Below are 19,448 nucleotides of genomic sequence, written 5' to 3'. Positions count from 1 at the left end.
ACGCTGACGCTCAGCTTAATAAACAGCGCTTTAAAAGATGCTTTGCAGCATTAAATGAAATTGTTAAAACAGTCTTTTTGCTCGTAATAAACAGAGATAGACAAGCTGTTTTAGCAATACTTTTAATTCATCTTTATAGTTCTAACAGGAAGTACTAAGGAGGTCGCAAACAAGTCGTAATAGATTGTACTAACATTGTGAAAAACACTAGGTTATAGAGAATGGTAAACAGAAATCAGCCAGAGATTCATCCATTAAAGTCTAAATAGGCTGCTCGATTACAAGGTGTTAGGTCAAGAAGAATAAGGCTTTCTGCCTATTGATTGATCAATTATATTACCCATAAAATAACGACTAAGCGGGTGACTATTTTTCGTTTAACCGTCCCCATTCAGGTCATAAATAGAGCGGAAGTAAAAAAGGTCAAGTCGGATTGATACCTAAAAAAACACACTGTTTACATTTTGTTCATACTATTAACAAGCCATTATCAATGTGTGCTACGGCAACGGTTATGTTTTCTTTATTTACTTGCTATAGTCAAATAGCTTACAAAATAATTCTTCTATAAGAAAAAGGTTACATGCAAGAGCTTATCCTAGATGCAAAAATACTCGTCGTTGATGACTCTATCGTGACACGAGAAACCTTAGTTAGCTACTTTGAACAAGAGGGCTATCAAGTCACTGGTGTGGAAACCGCAGAAGCCGCCGAGGCGGAACTGCAACAGCAAAATTTTGACCTTATATTACTTGATATACGTCTCCCCGGTAAGGATGGCTTAACCCTAACAAGAGAGCTGCGTACCCAGTCTGAAATTGGCATTATTTTAGTCACCGGTAAACAAGACGATATTGATCGAATTATCGGGCTAGAATGTGGTGCCGATGAATACGTTGTAAAACCTTTTAACCCACGAGAAATATTGGCCCGCTGTAAAAATTTAATTAGACGGGTAAAGAAACTTAGAAAAAACACCAAAGCCAGCACTCAACCTGTATTTCGCGATGTTGGCACTTGGCAATTAGACAATGCTAGACGAGTTTTGCAACAAGAAAATAGTGAAGCAATTCAACTCACCGAAGGCGAATTCCAACTCCTTTCCACCTTCATTGACAACGCCGAATCTCCCTTGACGCGAGACCAGTTAATGAATCGGCTCAAAAACCGGGCATGGAATGCCACTGATCGCAGCATTGACGTTTTAGTCGGACGCATTCGACGCAAATTAGCCCAAGATCCTCATTGCCCAAATCTTATTATCACTGTCCACGGTATAGGCTATTTGTATTCACCTAATAATACTGAGCAGTTTCTCGAGTGAACAAGCTGTTTTCATTTAAATGTCTTGCCAGCATGCTTTTCTTCACTTCTTGCTCTGGCTTTGCTGAAAACAATGGTTTGCCTGTTATTACGGTATGCGGAAGCCCTGATTACCCACCTATATCTTGGATAGAAGAAGGTCATATCATTGGCGTAGCCCCAACACTCGTCGAGAAAATGATCAGCTCATTAGGTTATAGCGTCAGTACGGAGCAAGACAGCAATTGGCGTCGATGTTTAAAGGAAGCTGAACTTGGGAATATTGACGTTGTTGTCGCGGCTTATCGAACCGAACAACGGCTAAAGTTTATGTCGTATCTTGATGAGCCCATAGTACTTGAACCCATCACACTCTATTACAATAAGAAAAAACCTATCACTTCCGACAAGTGGGAAGATTTAAAAGGACTCAAAGCCGGTATTCTTTTTAGTGACAGTTTTGGGGATGAGGTCGATAAAAAAATACGGGAATACTTAAACATTGAATTTGTTTCTTCTGGAGAACAGAATATCCATAAATTACGAATTCAACGGATTGATATTATGCCATTAGGCGTCATCGGGGGCGCATTACAAGTCAAAAAGCTAGATTATGAAAACAGTATTGAAAGCCTCCCCAACCCCATTGTTTCGGACTATTGGTATGTTGGTATTTCTCATCACTCTCCCTTGATGGAACGCACTACCGAATTAAATAACGCCCTAATTAAGCTAAAACAAGGTAATGCCGTTGAAAAAGGCATTCAGCACTTTACACAGCGATATATAAATAGTGACGTAACCAGTCAAAATATCATCCTCATACCCTAGGGCGTAAATATGAAAGTAAAACTCGACTCATTTCATAGAGATTCTTTTTTTGCTATACGGCATTCACATCCCCTAGCCGCTCGTATTTTTTTAACCCTGCTGCTATTTAGTACTTTGCTTGCGATTCTGCTAACCTCCATCCAAGTCTACAGTGATTACCGAAAGGAAGCCGCCAACTTAACTCGCCAAACCGATTATATCGCCTCTTCACACCTTGACGGCATCCGTAAAAGTTTATGGGATTTAAATCATGAACAAATTAAGTTGCAACTCAAAGGCATTCTTAACTTTTCTAATGTTGAAACCGTTGCCTTACACACAAACCATTGGGAGGAAGACATTGTTGTCGGTAATCCAGATGTACTAAAAGAAAAAGAGTCCACTGGCACAAAATTCCTAATTTACTACCCTAACAGCGGCAAACCTGATCGCTTACTTGGCCAGCTCACTGTGTATTATGATCTTCAAGCTATCAAAACAGGCTTGTTTCATACCGCCATTCAAATTGGCTTATATCAGGTATTAATGGTTGTCATTACTGGCTTAATACTATTGGTTATTGTACATTTAATGGTTACACGTCATTTAGAATTTATGGCACTTTATACTCGTCAAGCCAGTACCGGAAACCTAGAACGCCCTCTTGAGCTTCCCTTTCGAAAAGCCAAAAATCCACCGGATGAAATTGATGAGGTCGTGTATTCCATTAATGAAATGCGACAAGCTATTTTAGAAGACATCTCCCATCGAGATAAGATCCAAGAAGAGTTACGTTATCATAGAGATCAGCTTCAACGACGAGTTCAAAAACGCACCCAAAGTCTACAAAACGCAAAAGAAAAAGCCGAAATGGCCAACCAAGCGAAAAGCCAATTTCTTGCGACCATGAGTCATGAAATCAAAACGCCCTTAAATGGCATATTAGGCATGGTTGAGTTATTAGACAGAGACCCACTACTGACTCAGGAACATCATCAAAAATTAGATGTAATTTATCAATCTGGTGAAGGTTTACTGTCAATTTTAAATGGTCTTTTAGATTATGCTCGTTTAGAAGAAAAATCTTACTCCCCTGAGATCAGCCTGTTCTCAGTCAAAAAAGTCGTGCAATCAAGCTGCTTATTATTTTCAGCGAAAGCCGAACAACAGGGCAGTGAAATACAGTACAGTCTTGATGAGAAGTTAGCTTACAATTATTTAGGTAGCGACAGTGCTTTGCGTCAAATCTTGGCAAACCTGATATCTAATGCGATCAAGTTCACGCAAAATGGACTAATCCATATTAGTGTAAAAGTCGATCAACAGCACTCTACTGATCATCTTGAATATCTTCATATAGAAGTCAAAGACACTGGTGTAGGTATTGCCGAGTCTTATTTGGAACGAGTGTTTGAACGCTTTAGTCAAGCCGATGAAAGTATTACTCGCTTATACGGAGGGACAGGGCTAGGACTGGCAATTACCAAAGGGTTAGTGGAGGCAATGAAAGGCGAAATAGGTGTTGAAAACAACGCAGATAAAGGCTGCTTATTCTGGTTTAACATTCCATTAGAACCAAAAGAAAAAAACCTTATCAAGGACAATGAAGACCCTCTCGCGAAAAGTCAGGCGAGATTATCCAGTCGTCCGCTGGCTATTTTGATTGTGGAAGATACGCCCATTAATGTGCAAATTATGATGGAATTGATGACAACTGATGGCCATAAGGTGTATCTCGCAGAAGATGGTGAGCAAGCGATTAAAATGGCCGAGCAAAATCGCTATGATTTGATTTTGCTCGACATCCATTTACCTAAGTTAAGCGGTTACGATGTCGCCCGCTATATTCGAAATACCCCCTCTATTAACAAAGCCACTCCTATAGTGGCATTAACCGCCAATGTAAATTCACACAGTCTAAAAAAATGTTTATCCGCAGGTATGTCGGCTGTTGTGCCTAAGCCTTTTAACATGGCACTCTTCTATCAAGTGATTGAACAGCACGTATTTCAACATAAAGATCAAGAAGGACCTTCTATGACTTTTAAAGAAAGCCAATCCTTATTAATAGACACGCCGCTGTTGCAATCTCACAAAACCGCCCTAGGAGAACAAAGGCTGACACGTTTAATTCTCCTTTTTGAAGAAAATAGTCAGTTATCCATCGCTCAATTACAAACAGAGCTACACAATCAAGACAGTTATGAAATTGGTGAAGAAGCACATCGATTTGCAGGTAATGCCGAGTCTATTGGTGCCATATTAGTCGCATCACAGTTAAGAGCCATTGAGATGGCCTGTGAATCGAACCAAGCAATAGAAGAGATCAAACCCTTGATAGACACACTAATAGAAACACATCAAGTAACACTCATAGAACTCGCACAATATAAAGTGTAATCCTCCTAAAGCCGCGACGGAGAAAGAAACAAGCCGTGTTTTTATCTCCCTGCCCCTTTCTTAATTGAATCTCGTAAAAAAGCCTAGTCCAAAGGTCTAATAGTATTCTCTTTCAGAGAAGGTTAATAATAAGACTGAACCTTTATGATTAACTCTCAAGTCATGTTGATGACCCCCACATGACCTTGCTTGCCTGTCTAATATTGACAGGCTTTTTTATGTCTCTTTGCTGCATGATAAGCAACACATACAGAATAAAAAAACGCCCTTTTTCAATGAGAAAAAGGGCGTTTTTTCAATGCCTTATTGCATTCTATTGTTATCGTTTTTTTGAATTTTCCATCAAATAATTAATAAAGTTACGGATCGTCGCGAGGCTGATCTCCGTATTCTTCATATGTTCATCGAGATCCATAATTTCATGTTCTTTTTGAAGCTGCTCGCGACGCTTCATTTCCTCTTTTAACTCAGTTAACGTTGTCTGAGTTTCATCAATTAATTTATTTAAACGTTCATTCGTTAACACTTGAAAATCATTCACACTACACTCCTTCAATTAAATAATATTGCTCACACCAAGACAGACAGCGGGAAGAATAAAAAAGACACCTAAAATATAGCCCAGTGCTGCAAACTTGTTTTCCGAAGCAATACCACCCAACGATTCCGCTGCGTTTATAGGTAAATGCCTTAACGCTGGAATACCATAAATAACGAGAACACCTAAAATATTATAAACCAGATGTATAAAGGCAATTTGTAACGCGGCTTCGGCATTGCCGGTTACCGCCGTTGCCGCAAGCACCGCCGTCACACAAGTACCTATATTTGCCCCCAAGGTAAAGGGATAAATTTCCTTAAGCTTGAATGCACCAGACCCGGCTAACGGAACCATTAAAGACGTGGTTGTTGAAGAGGATTGAACCAATACCGTCACTAAGGTACCAGAGGCAATCCCCGATAAAGGGCCGCGACCAATCGCCGTATGCATAATGTCTTTTGCTTTGCCTACCATGAGTTTTTTCAGCAGTTTACCCACTAAGGTAATCGCAATGAAGATCAGGATAATACCCAGAACGATCATCATAATGCCTCCTGCTTGGTCCCCCATAGGCTTTGCTACGCCTTTAAAGATATCAACAACAGGTGCCGTAGCGGCTTTCACAAAATTAAAGCCTTTTATAGAGGAATCTCCAGCGCCGTAAAACAGACCGGCAAACATACCGCCAATTTTTTCTAATAACCCAAAAGCGATCTCAAGTGGTAGAAAAATCAACACCGACAGTAAGTTAAAAAAGTCATGCACGGTGGCCGCTGAGAAGGCCCGTTTAAATTCATCTTTCGCTCTTACATGCCCTAAGGAGACAATAGTATTCGTGATAGAGGTCCCCACATTTGCCCCCATCACCATAGGAACAGCGATTTCTACAGGCAGTCCTCCTGCCACTAAACCAACGATAATAGAGGTCACTGTAGAAGAAGATTGAATCAATGCGGTTGCCACAATGCCAACCACTAATCCAGCAAAAGGGTTACTCGCAAAAGCAAACAATTCCTTAGCATGACCACCAGCCGCCATTTTAAAGCCACCACCAATCATACCCACAGCGCAAATCAATAAATATACGAGTACAGCAACCATTACCCATTGCAGGGTATTTTGATACGAGCCCTTTTCCGGCAGTATCGCTTGAGCATTATTTGACATAATTCGGCTTCCATAAAGTAATTTGTATTATGGAAACTACATGCAAACCCTTACAAAAATATGACAGCCCTAACAATAAATGTTATTTATAAATTAATCGTCATCTTACTCTCCAATTCTTTATATTATTGTGTTCTTCCGCTGAATGAATATACGACAGATCGCATGTTAAACAACGCTAAGCAAACTAAGAGACCACGTATGCGACTATTTTTTCGCGCACTTTTTGTAATCCCCATGTGCGCTCTCTGGGGGCTATTTGCAATTGATAGCTATGCCTTTGAAACAGAGGGCACAATCTTAGTGGCTGGAGATCATAATTACCCTCCTTATGAATTCATCAACGAAGATGGAGAACCGGATGGCTACAATACCGAACTGACATTGGCGATTGCTGAAGTGATGGGAATGGAGGTCAAAATTGAACTCGGCGATTGGAATCAAAAACGCTTGCAACTTGAAGAAGGTACTATCGATGTATTACAAGGCATAGCACAATCAAAAGCTCGCACCAAAACCTATCAATTTTCACCTCCCCACGCCATTATTCACCAGTCTATTTTCACCCGCAAGGGGAATCCTAAGGTAACGCAACTTTCGGATCTTAGAGGCAAGGATATCATTGTTCAAAAAAGAGGGGTCGCCCATGATTATCTATTACAAGAAGGTGTAAACTCACCTCTAATTTTAGTCGATACCCATGCAGCCGCATTGCGTTTATTGGCCTCAGGACAGCATGATTATGCGATTGTGGCGAATTTACCTGGCCTGTACCTTGGTCGAGAGTTAGAGCTTTCTAATTTACTTCCCGTCGGCAAACCTTTCGGAGCTCAGCATTATGGTTATGCGGTTCTGAAAGGTAATGATGAATTATTAGCCCAGTTCAGCGAAGGCCTTGCTATCCTGATTAATACTGGTCGCCAACAGGCCATTTACGATAAATGGTTAGGCCCTTTAGAGGACCCCAGTGCTATTTGGAAAACAATAGGAAAAATTACCGCCCTTATCTCTGTGCTATTGTTCGTTATTCTTGGGGGCATTATGATTTGGAATAGAACCCTAACCAAACAGGTTAGCCGTCGTACCGAAGAATTAAAATTGCAACAACAACAACTTGTACAAGCGGATAAAATGACATCACTGGGCGTATTAGTTGCTGGTGTCGCCCACGAAATCAACAACCCCATCAGCCTGTTACTCTTAAACTTACCGGTATTAAACGATACCTTTCAAGATATTGAAGAAATTTTAGAAGAGCACTACCAGGCCCATGGCGAGTTTTATGTGGGTGGACTGGAATACAGTCGCATGCGTGAAGAGTTACCGTTAATGCTCAATGACATGTTAGCTGGTACAGCAAGAGTTCGTCGAATTGTCGATGATTTAAGAGATTTTTCACGCCACGAGCCAAGCAGCCACGATGACTTTGTTGATTTGAATAGCACCGTTTCTACCGCCATTAGATTAGTCGATAATATTATTAAAAATCACAGCGATCATGTCACTGTTGATTTCGGTGAAAATCTGCCCACCTTCAAAGGTAATGCTCAACGCATAGAACAAGTTATGATTAACTTGATTGTAAATGCGTGCCAAGCATTACCCTCTAAAAACAAAGGAATTAGTATAAAAACCCTTTATAATCAAATAGATGAACAAGTACAATTCATTGTTACTGATGAAGGTTGCGGCATTGAAGCCGAAAACCTTTCACGCTTAAGTGACCCATTCTTTACTACCCGTAGAGAAAAAGGTGGAACTGGACTTGGTCTTTCTGTGTCCGAACGCATTGTTCAAGAACATAAGGGCCACTTAAGCTACCAATCATCAGTAGGTGAAGGTACACAAGCCACGCTCTCTCTTCCTGTTATTAAGGCAACACATGAACATTAATCGCTACCCAAGTTTTGGTATCTTATTAGTTGATGATGAACCCTCTTTTCTACGCAGTTTAAGCATTGCTTTAGAGCGTGGCGCTGGCTTTAATCATATTTATCGCTGTGAAGACAGCCGTGAAGCCATGTCGATCATTGAAAAAGAGCCGATTGGTCTAGTCTTATTAGATTTAACCATGCCTCATCTTTCAGGGGAGAATTTACTACAGCAGATTGTCCAAGAATATCCTGAGGTCGGCGTTATTATTGTCAGTGGCCTCAACCAATTAGAGACCGCCGTTCAATGCATTCGTTTAGGTGCGTACGATTATTTTGTTAAAACCACAGAAGAAGATCGATTAATCAAAGGGATTCGTCGTGCGGTTCATATGCAAGAGATGCGGCAAGAAAACCAAGAAATGCGTAAACGCTTCCTCTCAGATACCTTGGAGCGACCGGAGGTATTTGCCAATATCATCACCCAAAATAAGGGCATGCGTTCCGTTTTTCAGTACCTTGAATCCGTATCCAATAGTAGTCAGCCGGTACTCATAAGCGGAGAAAGTGGTGTGGGTAAAGAACAAATTACCCAAGCCATCCATACTTTAAGTAACCGCTCAGGTGAATTGGTTAGCGTCAATGTAGCTGGATTAGACGATAACGTGTTTGCAGACACCTTATTTGGTCATCACAAAGGCGCTTTTACCGGTGCCGATCGAGCCAGATCAGGCATGATAGAACAAGCCATTAACGGCACCCTATTTCTTGATGAAATTGGTGATTTGAGCCTGACCTCACAGGTAAAACTTTTACGGCTACTACAAGAGGGAGAATACTACCCTTTAGGCAGCGATAGACCTAAGAGAATGCGCTCTCGAGTAATCGTCGCCACGCACCAAAACCTAGAAGAAAAGCTTAAAAAGGGAGAATTCCGTAAAGACCTTTATTACCGTTTACGTATTCATCAAATTGAAATACCAGCGTTACGTCAACGCAAAGACGACATTCCTTTATTGCTAGAATATTTCCTCGCGGAAGCCGCTGCCGAAATGGGAAAAAACAAACCGACTATCCCTAAAGAGCTAATCACCCTGCTGGCCAACTATACCTTTCCAGGCAATGTAAGGGAGCTCAAAGCATTGGCTTACGATGCAATGAGTCAGCACCAGTCAAAAGTACTGTCGATGGAGATTTTCCGTCGTGTCATTGACCCAAACAAACAAACAATCATCGGTGATACCGACAACGCAACCTTGTTTAAAAGTGACCAACCATTACCGACACTACAGGAAGTGGGCGATCTATTAATAGAAGAAGCCATGAATAGAGCGAAAGGCAATCAATCTTTAGCGTCTCGTTTATTAGGTATTTCTCAACCGGCTCTCAGTAAAAGGTTAAAAAAGAAACTGATTGAACCCTTATAACTTTTGTCACTTCATAACTATAGTAATAACAACTTATCTCATTGAAAAACATACCTTTTAATCATATTTAAAAGGTATGTTTATTCCTTTGGTTATACCCTTTTATAATCTTCCATTGCCTCAATTTAAATAAATAATTCTTATAATTCAAAAACCTATAAGCCTTTTAAAGGTTGGCATCACTATTGCTCTATTAGTCTTCGACTTACTTAATAATAAAATAAGAGGATCGAATGGAAACGTCTAATTCAGTAGCCAGCGCTCGTAAAGAAAAAGATTTATTAGGTGACGCTTGGGTGCCAAGTGATGCCTATTATGGCATTCAAACCCAGCGTGCATGTGATAACTTTGATCTTAGCGGTGTTACTCTGCAACACTTTCCACAACTCGTTAATGCCTTAAGTATGGTGAAACTGGCTTGCGCCAAAGCCAACCAAAAGCTGAATTTAATAGACGACCATAAGGTCACTGCAATTCAGGCCGCTGTTCATACAATCCTTCAAGGTCAGCATCATGATCAATTTGTCGTTGACATGATCCAAGGTGGCGCTGGGACCTCCACAAATATGAACGCCAATGAAGTCATTGCCAATATTGGCTTAGAAAGCATGGGGTATGAAAAAGGAGAGTATAAACATCTTCACCCAAATAATGACGTCAACATGTCTCAATCAACTAATGATGCTTACCCTAGCGCCGTACGTCTGGCTATTTTATTAAAACACAGCGATTTAATTCGGTCCCTCACAGGTCTACGTGACGCCTTTGCAGGTAAAGGCATGGAGTTCGCGAATATTATCAAAATGGGGCGTACACAATTACAAGACGCCGTTCCAATGACCTTGGGTCAAGAGTTTCAGTCCTTTGCGACAACCTTAGGTGAAGACATTGATCGTCTTGCGGGTTTATCAGACCTTTTAAAAGAAATTAACCTCGGCGGCACCGCTATTGGTACGGGTATCAATACCGATCCAGAGTATGCCAAATTTGCCGTGAATTTTTTATCTGAAATTAGTGGTTTCGAGTTCAAACGAGCAACGGATCTTGTCGAAGCCAGCTCGGATATGGGCGCTTTTATTCTATTTTCTTCGATGCTAAAACGCTTAGCGGTCAAATTATCTAAAATTTCCAATGATTTACGTATGCTAAGCATGGGACCCCGTTGCGGTCTAAATGAAATCAACTTGCCACCACAGCAACCAGGCAGCTCGATCATGCCCGGCAAGATAAACCCGGTTATACCAGAAGCCGTCAACCAAGTAGCCTATCAAGTAATCGGTAACGATTTAGCCGTCACTATGGCGTCTGAAGCCGGCCAACTTCAACTTAATGCCATGGAACCTTTGATTACTTACAACATTTTAGAATCCATGAGAATGCTTACCCAAGCAATGGACATGCTGAAAAATCGCTGTGTAAGAGGCATTACCGCCAATGTAGAGCGCTGCCAAGAATTAGTAGACATGAGCATAGGCATTATCACAGCGGTTGTACCCTACCTTGGATATGAAGATTCGACACGCATCGCGAAATCAGCCCTTGCAAGTGGTCGCGGTGTATTAGAGCTGATCCGAGAAGAAGGCTTAATGACTGAAGAAGCTCTTCAGGAAGTATTAAAACCAAGCAATATGATTCAACCACAAAAACGTCGAGGTTAATGCAAAACGCTAAAGTCGTTATTGCGCATAACCTTTAAAAAAATAAAACCAAAAATATAAATAAAGGAAACCGTTTTATGACCAATAAAACAAGCACCAATTTTTGGGGCGGGCTCGCTCTTTGGAAAAAAATCTTAGTCGGTATGGTTCTTGGTGTCATCGTTGGCGCCATCATGGGTCCAAGTGCAGAAATGCTAAAACCCATTGGAACCCTATTTATTAATGCCATTAAAATGCTGATCGTTCCTTTGGTCTTTTGTTCTCTTATTGTTGGCGTTACATCAATGAAAGACACCAGTAAAATGGGCCGCATTGGTTTAAAAGCCATTATTCTATACCTAGGTACAACGGCCGTTGCGATCACAATCGGCTTAACATTAGCGAATATATTCCTTCCTGGTGTTGGCTTAAATATGTCCATTACGGACCCGAATGTTGCTGGCAAAGAAGCCCCAGCACTAGTACAAACCTTATTAAATATGATTCCCAAGAATCCAGTCAATGCATTGGCTTCTGGTAACATTTTGCAAATCATTATCTTTGCTTTAGGTTTAGGCATTGCACTGACTCTATGTGGCGAAAAAGGTGAACCAGCAATAAAGGTATTCGAAAGCCTAGCAGAAGCCATGTACAAGCTAACGGAAATCGTCATGAAACTTGCGCCTTATGGTGTTTTCGGTTTAATGGCATGGGTTGCTGGTAAATACGGTATGGACATTCTATTGCCACTAATCAAGGTTATTGCGGCGGTTTATATTGGTTGCCTTCTGCATGTATTGGTTTTCTACACAGGTATGATCAGCTTTATTGGTCGCCTAAATCCAATTCAGTATTTAAAAGGCTTAGTTAATCCAGCGGCTGTTGCTTTCACGACGACAAGTAGTTCAGGTACATTACCCGCTACAATTAAAGCCGCTCGCGAAGAAATGGGCGTTTCCAAAGGTATCTCAAGTTTTGTGTTACCTCTTGGAGCCACCATCAATATGGATGGAACGGCGTTATATCAAGGGGTTTGTGCGCTATTTATTGCACAGGCTTTTGGTATTGATCTAGAGTTTTCTGACTACATTGTCATTATCTTAACCTCTACTCTCGCTTCTATTGGGACGGCCGGTGTTCCAGGCGCTGGGTTAATCATGCTATCTCTTGTGTTAACCACGGTAGGTTTGCCTCTTGAAGGTTTGGCGATCGTCGCGGGCATTGATCGTATTCTTGATATGGCAAGAACCAGTGTCAACGTTTGTGGTGATTTAATGGTCACTATTCTCGTAGGTAAAAGCGAAAATGAATTAGATGAATCTATCTATAACAAAGCCGCGTCAAGATTAGATAAAACCGCCTAATCCATAAGTTAGTTTGTAAAAATACACTGACTATCCCCTATTACTTGCATCGTAATAGGGGATTTTTCAAATACCGACATGATAAATCGTAACCATTAAATCCTAGATACAATACGAAAAATATAACTCATCACGCTTCTTTCCTATCAATTTACTTCACTAATTATTGGAAAAACCCCATGAAAGTTTCTATGAAAATTGGCTTATCGGCCGCACTGGTACTCTTGTTGACGATTGGCAGCGTCTCTTGGTTACAAATATCTCAAATGCGCTCCACCGTAGAAAAACAAACAGCAGAAGCCGTCTCCCAATCGACACAATTACTCGCCGATCAAATTGAAAGTTGGTTTAATGGAAAGCTAATGTTAATCGATATGATGGCAGAAAATATCGATAAAAATTTTACCAGTACGACTATTCAGTCCACCTTTGATCTGCCTATTTTAAAAAATGAATTCCAGCTTATATTTGGTGGTTTAGAAGTCAACGGCACTCGAATTGATAACCAGGGGACGAGTGGAAAAAGGCCAGATTGGGATGCGCGTCAACGACCTTGGTATAACATTGCAAAGACCGCTACAAAAGCCACATTAACAGAACCTTATGTTGGTGCGAGCACTGGCGAAACGCTCATTTCTATTGTCGCAAACATTACCGATAAAGGCCGTTTTAAAGGTGCTTTCGGCGGTGATTTAAGTTTAATGACGGTATCTAATGCGATTAACGCCTTACAATTTGATGGTAATGGTTATGCTTTCTTAATGAATCAAAGAGGTGAAATTATTAGTCATCCTGACATCAACTTTAATGGTAAAACCTTAGCGGACTTATTTGATGGTAGAGCCCCCCAAATTAATGCGCAATTGCATAAAACACAGATGAACAACCAAACCAAATTAGTGTCTTTTACCAAGCTCAATCAATTACGAGGCCTTGAGTGGTATATTGCCGTGGTTCTTGATGAAAGCGCCATTCTTAAAAAAACCCATCCTATGATTTGGAGCAGTATCATTGTCGCTCTGATTGGCGTGCTACTTTGCATTGTCATCTTAGGGCTGGTCGTAAAGAAAATCCTGAGGCCATTAACCGCCTTATATGATTCTCTAGTGAAAATTAATCAAGGTGGTGGTGATTTAACCCATAGATTGCCGATCGACAGTAAGGATGAGTTTGGTTTAGTTTCAGAGGAATTTAATCAATTCACTGAACACTTACAAAAACTCATTATCGATGTTTCTGAAAGCTGTGCCGCACTTCAAAACAGTGCGGGGAAAACATCAGACGAAGTCAATTTTTCGGCAAAACAGTTGCCATTACAATTAAAAGAATTAGAAAAATTAACGCATTCTATGAATAGAATGGCCTCAGCGGCAACGGACATCTCCAACCACTCTCATCTCGCCTCTGAAGCCGCAAACACGGCCAGTATAGAAACAGATAATGGTGTAAAAATCATTCTTCAATCCACTGACGCCACACAATCTCTTGCAAATGAAATGGCTTCAATTTCAGAAACCATTTCAAATTTAGCGCTTTTCAGTCAAAACATTGAATCCATTCTTTCTGTTATTACAGGTATTGCTGAACAAACAAATTTACTCGCACTAAACGCGGCCATTGAAGCGGCTAGAGCCGGAGAGTCAGGACGAGGTTTTGCTGTAGTCGCAGATGAAGTTAGAACTTTAGCCACATTAACAGAGAAATCCACCCGCGATATCGACGACATGATATCGCAATTACAGGCCGAAATTACTCATGCCGAAAATAAAATTAAACATGGACTCGAAACCGCCAGTATTGCGGCAGAAAATGCGATAGAAGGCAATGAAGCGCTTAATATTATTAAACGATCCATAGGCAACATTACTGAAATGAACTTACAGATCGCTGAATTAGCGGAGCAACAAAGCGCATCGACTAACAGCATCAATAATAATACTAATGCCATTAGAGATATCAGCCAACAAGCGACTGAACGCAGTAAAACTCAACTAAATTACTGTCAAGCAATGACACGACAAGTGAATGAGCAAAATCAATTATTAAGTCAATTTAAAATTTGATTAGAATACTTGACTCCCCTCTATATTATTCATTAAACGAGTATAGAGGGGATATTTACAAGGTCACTTACATCAAGTCATAGCGACCCACCAGTTTACAACACAGAACATCGCACCCACTAATGCAGATTAAACCTTAGGGTTAATGTTAACCTCCCTCCGACTATGACTTTCTTTAACACTCTAACCTCGCTTTAATCTTTCCCTATTGATTAACCTAGACACTCAACGTAACGTTGTCCTTAAGAGAAAACCAATGTAGCTACTTAGGAGATTGTTAATGTCATATTTTGTCGGTGCGTATGCTTCCTCACCTACAGGTGAATTATGGAACCCAGAATTAGAATCTGAATATTATGCGAAGCTTAAAACACTGCAGAATATTAAAGGATTAGAACACCCTTTTTTAGGCACACTACATCCTCATGATGATGCATGGTTTCTTAACAATATCGACCCCTCTTGGAACTTTGTTTTTACCTGCATTCCAGGGACAATGAACGAACTAGGCAAAAACCCAGATTTTGGCTTAGCTTCGGACAATGAATCAGGTCGTTTAGCCGCCTTAGCCTTTTTAGAAAAAGCAAAACAGGCTATCAAACAACTAAACGTACACCTTGGTAGACAAGCGGTAAGTGCAATACAAATACATTCCGCTCCCAATCAAAGCAAAGCCAACTCGTCATTATCTTCTTTCCAAGAATCTCTGATCACGTTATTAGATTGGGATTGGGATGGGGCCAAAGTGGTCGTCGAGCATTGTGATACGTTGTTAAATTCACAGACAGCCGCAAAAGGTTTTTTAACCATAGAAGACGAAATAACAGCCATTAAAGGCGCCAATCGCTCAAGCAAACTTACCGCAGGTATGATGATTAATTGGGGGCGTTCGGTAATTGAAGCTCGAGATGTGGCTGGCGCGATACACCATATTAATCAAGCACAAGACAATGACCTATTATATGGCATTATGTTCTCTGGCGTTTCCGATAAAGCCACGGAATATGGTGCATGGCAAGACACTCATATGCCACCAACACCGCTCAACCCAACGTCAAAAGGTGAACCCGATTCTTTAATGAATGCGGCCGCAATACATCATTGTTTAGAGGTTAGTAGGGCAAAAGAAAACCCAGAATTCATCATAGGCGCTAAATTGGGTATTCGTCCAAGTACAGCGACAACAGAAGATCGCATTGCCTACAATATCAATGCACTGTCTATTTTTGATGCCTTTTTATCAAACTAAAACTATCTCAAAGAAATACGGATAAAAAATGGCCTTATACGGGGTCATTTTTTATTTTATTCCCCAATGTATTCATCCCTATGCTATCCCAAGAAATCGTGTCACGATGCCGCTTCGTCGATTTGTATACAGCTTATGTAATCCTGTATACAGACATCTCACCTCGAATCCCTTAGAATTTTAAACACAAAAAATATCGATTCAGGCGTTAGCAAGGTCCGCTCTCTATTATGAAAAAAGTGCATTTTGAAAGCATTGCTGATTATTACCATACTCTTGGTAAACCTATGCCAGAGCATCCTTTAATAGATGTTTTCTCCTTTTCGGCAGAAGAACAAAAACATACTGCTAGATGCATGCAAGATAATCAGGTAATCAGCGCCAACTTTTATTGCATTGCCCTAAAGACCGTCTTAACCGGAGAGATTCTTTACGGTAAAACAAAATACGATTGTCAAAATGGCACTATGCTTTTTTTGCACCTAATCAAACATTTTACACAACAGGAGTACAGGTTGAATCTGTTGGCAAGATGATCCTTTTTCACGAAGATTATCTTCGTGGGCACGAACTTCAATCTCAATTAAAAAAGTGCCGTTTTTTTGATTATGCTGTGAATGAAGCATTACATCTTTCGCCAAAAGAACAGCAACTAATTTGTCGTATTTTTGACTCTATAGAAGCCGAATATCATTCAAGCTACGATGCGTTGAGTCGAGAAATTATGCTTTCACAAATGTCGACCTTGCTACGCTATGCAGAACGTTTCTATCGTCGGCAATTTCTTGTGCGCAAAGAATTCCACTCCTCAATTTATGAAAGCTTTAATAACCTTCTCTACCAATATATGTATGTATCTGACGTGTATAGAACGCCAAGTATTAGCGATATAGCCCAACAGCTTAATATGACACCTCGCTATTTAACCGATGCCTTAAAAGTTGAAACAGGGAAGTCCGCAAAAGAATGGATTCAACTTGCCCTCGTTGACAAGGCTAAGAACCTATTGCTTTCCTCCAACGACTCCGTTGCCACTGTTGCCTATTCGTTGGGGTTTGAGTATCCACAGTATTTTTCTCGATTATTTAAAAATAAAGTTGGTATTACTCCGACTGAATACAGGAAGCAAACAGCCCGTCATTAACCCACCATTAAAGAGCCATTTTTATGTCAAACGTCACTCTTATTACAGGTACATCCACAGGTTTAGGCATCAGTTTAGCGATTCAATTTGCCAAGCAAGGTCATAAAGTATTTGCTACTATGCGCAACCTAGAGAAAAAGGCCGCGCTTGAAAGCGCCATGAAAGCGGCTAATGTTTCTCTGGAAATAAAGCAATTAGATGTTCAGGACACGGCAAGTATTGAACGCTGTGTGTCCGAAATTATTAATCAAGAAGGACATATAGACCAACTAATTAACAATGCTGGAGCCGGTTACGTAAGAACGACCGAACAAACGACCGAAGCCGATATTCAATGGGTCATGGATGTAAACTTTCTAGGCGTTGTTAGGTGTATCAAAGCCGTCTTGCCACATATGCGTCAAGCTCGCCATGGACACATCATCAATATATCATCTGTGGGCGGTTTAATCGGTCAGCCTTTCAATGAGATTTACTGTGCCGCAAAATTCGCTCTAGAAGGCTATGTAGAATCGGTTTCTACTTACATAACACCTAATTTTAATGTCAAGTTTACCAACATTGAGCCTGGTGGTATTAGCTCTGAATTTGCAAATAACGCCCTCGCTCAATTTACCGCCTCAGGGGGAATGAGGGATGACGAATATCGTCCATTATTGGAAAAATACATTACGAATGCTCAGAACAGAGCTCTAGGGGAAAGCATTTATCAAACAGCGGATGAAGTCGCAGACATTGTCGTCTCCTGCGCGCGCTCCTCTACACCACCTATTCGGATGAGAACCTCTCCTTGGGGAGAGCAGTTTTGTGAATTAAAAACACAAGCGGACCCAAGTGGACATATTCAACAGCAAAAAATAATCACCCAACTTTTACAATAAGCCTGCTCTATTCAGGATAGTAAGCCGATAATCGGGATAGATTCTGTATAAGGTAGCTTTTTATACACAAAAAAAGCGTGTTGTCTCTTTCTTAAAGCAACACGCTTTTCTGTGGATTAATTTTTCTAGTCAAAAATCACCAAGATAAAGTGAGCTTACTGAGTTACATCCAAGCCATAGACAGGATCAAGCTTTACATTGACGACTGAAGGTAATGTACTCGTTACCATACCTATCGTATTCAAACGTAAACGCCCTAAAGCCCCTCCTTTCATATGGTATAGGTCCGCATTGGCTTTAGACATGGCCTGTACCTTACTTGTTCTCGGTAGACGCTGATGAGTATATCGAGTAAGTGCTTGCTCCACATTTTGACTATTTTCTAGGACGACTCCAGAAAGTTCTTTAGCAAGCACAAAAGCATCTTCTATGGCCATAGCGGCACCTTGAGCCATAAAAGGCAGCATAGGATGGCAAGCATCACCTAACAGCACAACCCGATTTAAGTGCCACTTAGATAGTGGCTCACGTGCAAAAAGCCCCCATAAAAAAGTCTCATCTGCTGCGGCCAATAATTGTGTCACTTCTGAATGCCAACCGGAGAAAGCACTCTTTAATTGTTCAACATCACCTGCTGTATTCCAAGACTCATTTGTCCATTGCGACCGCTCTTCTACCGCGACAAAATTAACCATTTTTCCACCTCGCAAATAATAAGTAACAAAGTGGCGGCCTGGCCCTGCCCAAACTGTTGCATCAGGTTTTATTAAACCTTTCGGTAATAGGTCAGTAGCGATCGTTCCCCTCCAAGCGACCTGACCAGTAAATATGGGGGGCTTGTGATTGCATTGAAAACTAAGTGACTTTTGCAGCTGCTCTAATACTTTTGAGCGTATTCCATCTGCACCAATTAACATAGAGCCAGAAAACGTTTCACCACTTTCCATTGTAATACTTACCTGTCTATCATCTTGTTCAAATTGAACAACTTTTGAATTCAGATGAAATATCACGCCTTGACCTTTTGCCTCGGCGAGTAGAATGCGATGTAAGTCAGCACGATGAAGATGTAAATAAGGAGCGTTGTAACGGGAGCAACACCCCTCACCTAAAGGCACGTTTAAAAATTTTTTCCCTGTTTGATAGTGTCTTATCACTGCATTTTCTGGAGAAAAAGAAACTTTTTTTATTTGTTCTAACAAACCCAACGCGGTTAATACTTTCATCGCATTAGGCGTCATTTGCAGTCCGGCACCAACTTCCCCCAAGCTTTTTGATTGCTCAAATACAGAAACTAAAAACCCCTGTTTCGTAAGGGATAAGGCGGCACAAAGGCCTCCAATTCCGCCTCCTACAATCAAAATTTTTTTTCCATTTTTCGAACCCTACAGCAACTAAAACCAAGTATTGTTTTATGTAAATATAAGCACAATTCATTTTATAATGATGATACGGATCAAAGAGGAATTAATAAACTGAAATAAACCTACAACATGACAGATCCAAGATAAGAAACAATACGTACTGATAAGTAACCAAAAATAACTATTGAAAATAATATTACTTGCTACACTTAAATAATATTGCTTAAC

15 protein-coding genes are annotated in these 19,448 nt (G+C 40.6%); 12 read left to right on the top strand and 3 right to left on the bottom strand.

Annotated elements, in window-relative coordinates:
* Positions 1 to 583 precede the first annotated feature (583 nt).
* The 3 genes from O1D97_RS05040 to O1D97_RS05030 are packed head-to-tail and all read left to right on the top strand — an operon-like array spanning position 584 to position 4,512.
* Entirely contained in the window at positions 584 to 1,324 is a 741-nt protein-coding gene (locus tag O1D97_RS05040; protein ID WP_269123386.1) for a response regulator, read from the top strand.
* Positions 1,321 to 2,133: a substrate-binding periplasmic protein gene (locus tag O1D97_RS05035; RefSeq protein WP_269123384.1), complete on the top strand. Its 813-nt coding sequence runs from the start codon at positions 1,321 to 1,323 to the stop codon at positions 2,131 to 2,133. Before O1D97_RS05040 ends, O1D97_RS05035 begins: the two co-directional genes overlap by 4 nt.
* A 9-nt stretch (positions 2,134 to 2,142) precedes the next feature.
* Entirely contained in the window at positions 2,143 to 4,512 is a 2,370-nt protein-coding gene (locus O1D97_RS05030) for an ATP-binding protein (RefSeq protein WP_269123382.1), read from the top strand.
* 319 nt (positions 4,513 to 4,831) lie between these two features.
* On the opposite strand, the gene O1D97_RS05025 is transcribed toward O1D97_RS05030, so the two are convergent.
* Positions 4,832 to 5,053, bottom strand: a complete 222-nt coding sequence (locus O1D97_RS05025; protein WP_269123380.1) for a hypothetical protein — start codon at positions 5,051 to 5,053, stop codon at positions 4,832 to 4,834.
* A gap of 15 nt (positions 5,054 to 5,068) precedes the next feature.
* Positions 5,069 to 6,220 (bottom strand): Na/Pi symporter, encoded by a 1,152-nt coding sequence (locus O1D97_RS05020; RefSeq protein WP_269123378.1) that lies wholly within the window; start codon positions 6,218 to 6,220, stop codon positions 5,069 to 5,071.
* Positions 6,221 to 6,421: 201 nt separating this feature from the next.
* Between O1D97_RS05020 and O1D97_RS05015 the strand changes: the two genes are divergently transcribed.
* The 9 genes from O1D97_RS05015 (at position 6,422) to O1D97_RS04975 (ending at position 17,856) form a co-directional block, all read left to right on the top strand.
* Positions 6,422 to 8,113 (top strand): transporter substrate-binding domain-containing protein, encoded by a 1,692-nt coding sequence (locus O1D97_RS05015; RefSeq protein WP_269123376.1) that lies wholly within the window; start codon positions 6,422 to 6,424, stop codon positions 8,111 to 8,113.
* Positions 8,103 to 9,518 (top strand): sigma-54-dependent transcriptional regulator, encoded by a 1,416-nt coding sequence (locus O1D97_RS05010; RefSeq protein ID WP_269123374.1) that lies wholly within the window; start codon positions 8,103 to 8,105, stop codon positions 9,516 to 9,518. The genes O1D97_RS05015 and O1D97_RS05010 overlap by 11 nt, the downstream gene beginning before the upstream one ends.
* A 233-nt stretch (positions 9,519 to 9,751) precedes the next feature.
* Positions 9,752 to 11,176 (top strand): aspartate ammonia-lyase, encoded by a 1,425-nt coding sequence (locus tag O1D97_RS05005; protein WP_269123372.1) that lies wholly within the window; start codon positions 9,752 to 9,754, stop codon positions 11,174 to 11,176.
* 77 nt (positions 11,177 to 11,253) lie between these two features.
* Positions 11,254 to 12,519 (top strand): dicarboxylate/amino acid:cation symporter, encoded by a 1,266-nt coding sequence (locus O1D97_RS05000; protein WP_269123371.1) that lies wholly within the window; start codon positions 11,254 to 11,256, stop codon positions 12,517 to 12,519.
* Positions 12,520 to 12,698: 179 nt separating this feature from the next.
* Entirely contained in the window at positions 12,699 to 14,582 is a 1,884-nt protein-coding gene (locus tag O1D97_RS04995; protein WP_269123369.1) for a methyl-accepting chemotaxis protein, read from the top strand.
* Between the two features lie 280 nt (positions 14,583 to 14,862).
* Positions 14,863 to 15,831 carry a DUF4862 family protein gene (locus O1D97_RS04990; RefSeq protein ID WP_269123367.1) on the top strand — a complete coding sequence of 323 codons (969 nt, stop codon included), beginning with the start codon at positions 14,863 to 14,865 and terminating at the stop codon, positions 15,829 to 15,831.
* Between the two features lie 230 nt (positions 15,832 to 16,061).
* The gene (locus tag O1D97_RS04985) at positions 16,062 to 16,367 is read left to right on the top strand and encodes a hypothetical protein (RefSeq protein ID WP_269123365.1); all 306 of its coding nucleotides are present in this window, start codon (positions 16,062 to 16,064) and stop codon (positions 16,365 to 16,367) included.
* Positions 16,364 to 16,975: a helix-turn-helix domain-containing protein gene (locus tag O1D97_RS04980; protein ID WP_269123363.1), complete on the top strand. Its 612-nt coding sequence runs from the start codon at positions 16,364 to 16,366 to the stop codon at positions 16,973 to 16,975. Before O1D97_RS04985 ends, O1D97_RS04980 begins: the two co-directional genes overlap by 4 nt.
* 23 nt (positions 16,976 to 16,998) lie before the next feature.
* Complete coding sequence (locus O1D97_RS04975; protein WP_269123361.1) at positions 16,999 to 17,856, top strand: SDR family oxidoreductase; 858 nt, start codon at positions 16,999 to 17,001, stop codon at positions 17,854 to 17,856.
* Positions 17,857 to 18,011: 155 nt separating this feature from the next.
* Here the strand turns inward: O1D97_RS04975 and O1D97_RS04970 are convergent, their stop codons facing one another.
* Positions 18,012 to 19,217: an FAD-dependent monooxygenase gene (locus tag O1D97_RS04970; protein WP_269123359.1), complete on the bottom strand. Its 1,206-nt coding sequence runs from the start codon at positions 19,215 to 19,217 to the stop codon at positions 18,012 to 18,014.
* Positions 19,218 to 19,448: the final 231 nt, after the last annotated feature.

Origin of the sequence: Marinomonas phaeophyticola (assembly GCF_026966905.1) — a bacterium.
Classification (GTDB): Bacteria; Pseudomonadota; Gammaproteobacteria; order Pseudomonadales; family Marinomonadaceae; genus Marinomonas; species Marinomonas phaeophyticola.
Note: the sequence above shows the minus strand (reverse complement) of the source record. Positions and strands in the feature narration are given on the sequence as shown.

Excerpts from the sequence above, each read along its gene's own strand:
- O1D97_RS04985 (WP_269123365.1), top strand. The coding sequence starts at position 16,062 with ATGAAAAAAGTGCATTTTGAAAGCATTGCTGATTATTACCATACTCTT.
- O1D97_RS05005 (WP_269123372.1), top strand. The coding sequence starts at position 9,752 with ATGGAAACGTCTAATTCAGTAGCCAGCGCTCGTAAAGAAAAAGATTTA.
- O1D97_RS05015 (WP_269123376.1), top strand. The coding sequence starts at position 6,422 with ATGCGACTATTTTTTCGCGCACTTTTTGTAATCCCCATGTGCGCTCTC.
- O1D97_RS04975 (WP_269123361.1), top strand. The coding sequence starts at position 16,999 with ATGTCAAACGTCACTCTTATTACAGGTACATCCACAGGTTTAGGCATC.
- O1D97_RS05040 (WP_269123386.1), top strand. The coding sequence starts at position 584 with ATGCAAGAGCTTATCCTAGATGCAAAAATACTCGTCGTTGATGACTCT.
- O1D97_RS04980 (WP_269123363.1), top strand. The coding sequence starts at position 16,364 with ATGATCCTTTTTCACGAAGATTATCTTCGTGGGCACGAACTTCAATCT.
- O1D97_RS05010 (WP_269123374.1), top strand. The coding sequence starts at position 8,103 with ATGAACATTAATCGCTACCCAAGTTTTGGTATCTTATTAGTTGATGAT.
- O1D97_RS04995 (WP_269123369.1), top strand. The coding sequence starts at position 12,699 with ATGAAAGTTTCTATGAAAATTGGCTTATCGGCCGCACTGGTACTCTTG.
- O1D97_RS05030 (WP_269123382.1), top strand. The coding sequence starts at position 2,143 with ATGAAAGTAAAACTCGACTCATTTCATAGAGATTCTTTTTTTGCTATA.
- O1D97_RS05020 (WP_269123378.1), bottom strand. The coding sequence starts at position 6,220 with ATGTCAAATAATGCTCAAGCGATACTGCCGGAAAAGGGCTCGTATCAA.
- O1D97_RS04990 (WP_269123367.1), top strand. The coding sequence starts at position 14,863 with ATGTCATATTTTGTCGGTGCGTATGCTTCCTCACCTACAGGTGAATTA.
- O1D97_RS05000 (WP_269123371.1), top strand. The coding sequence starts at position 11,254 with ATGACCAATAAAACAAGCACCAATTTTTGGGGCGGGCTCGCTCTTTGG.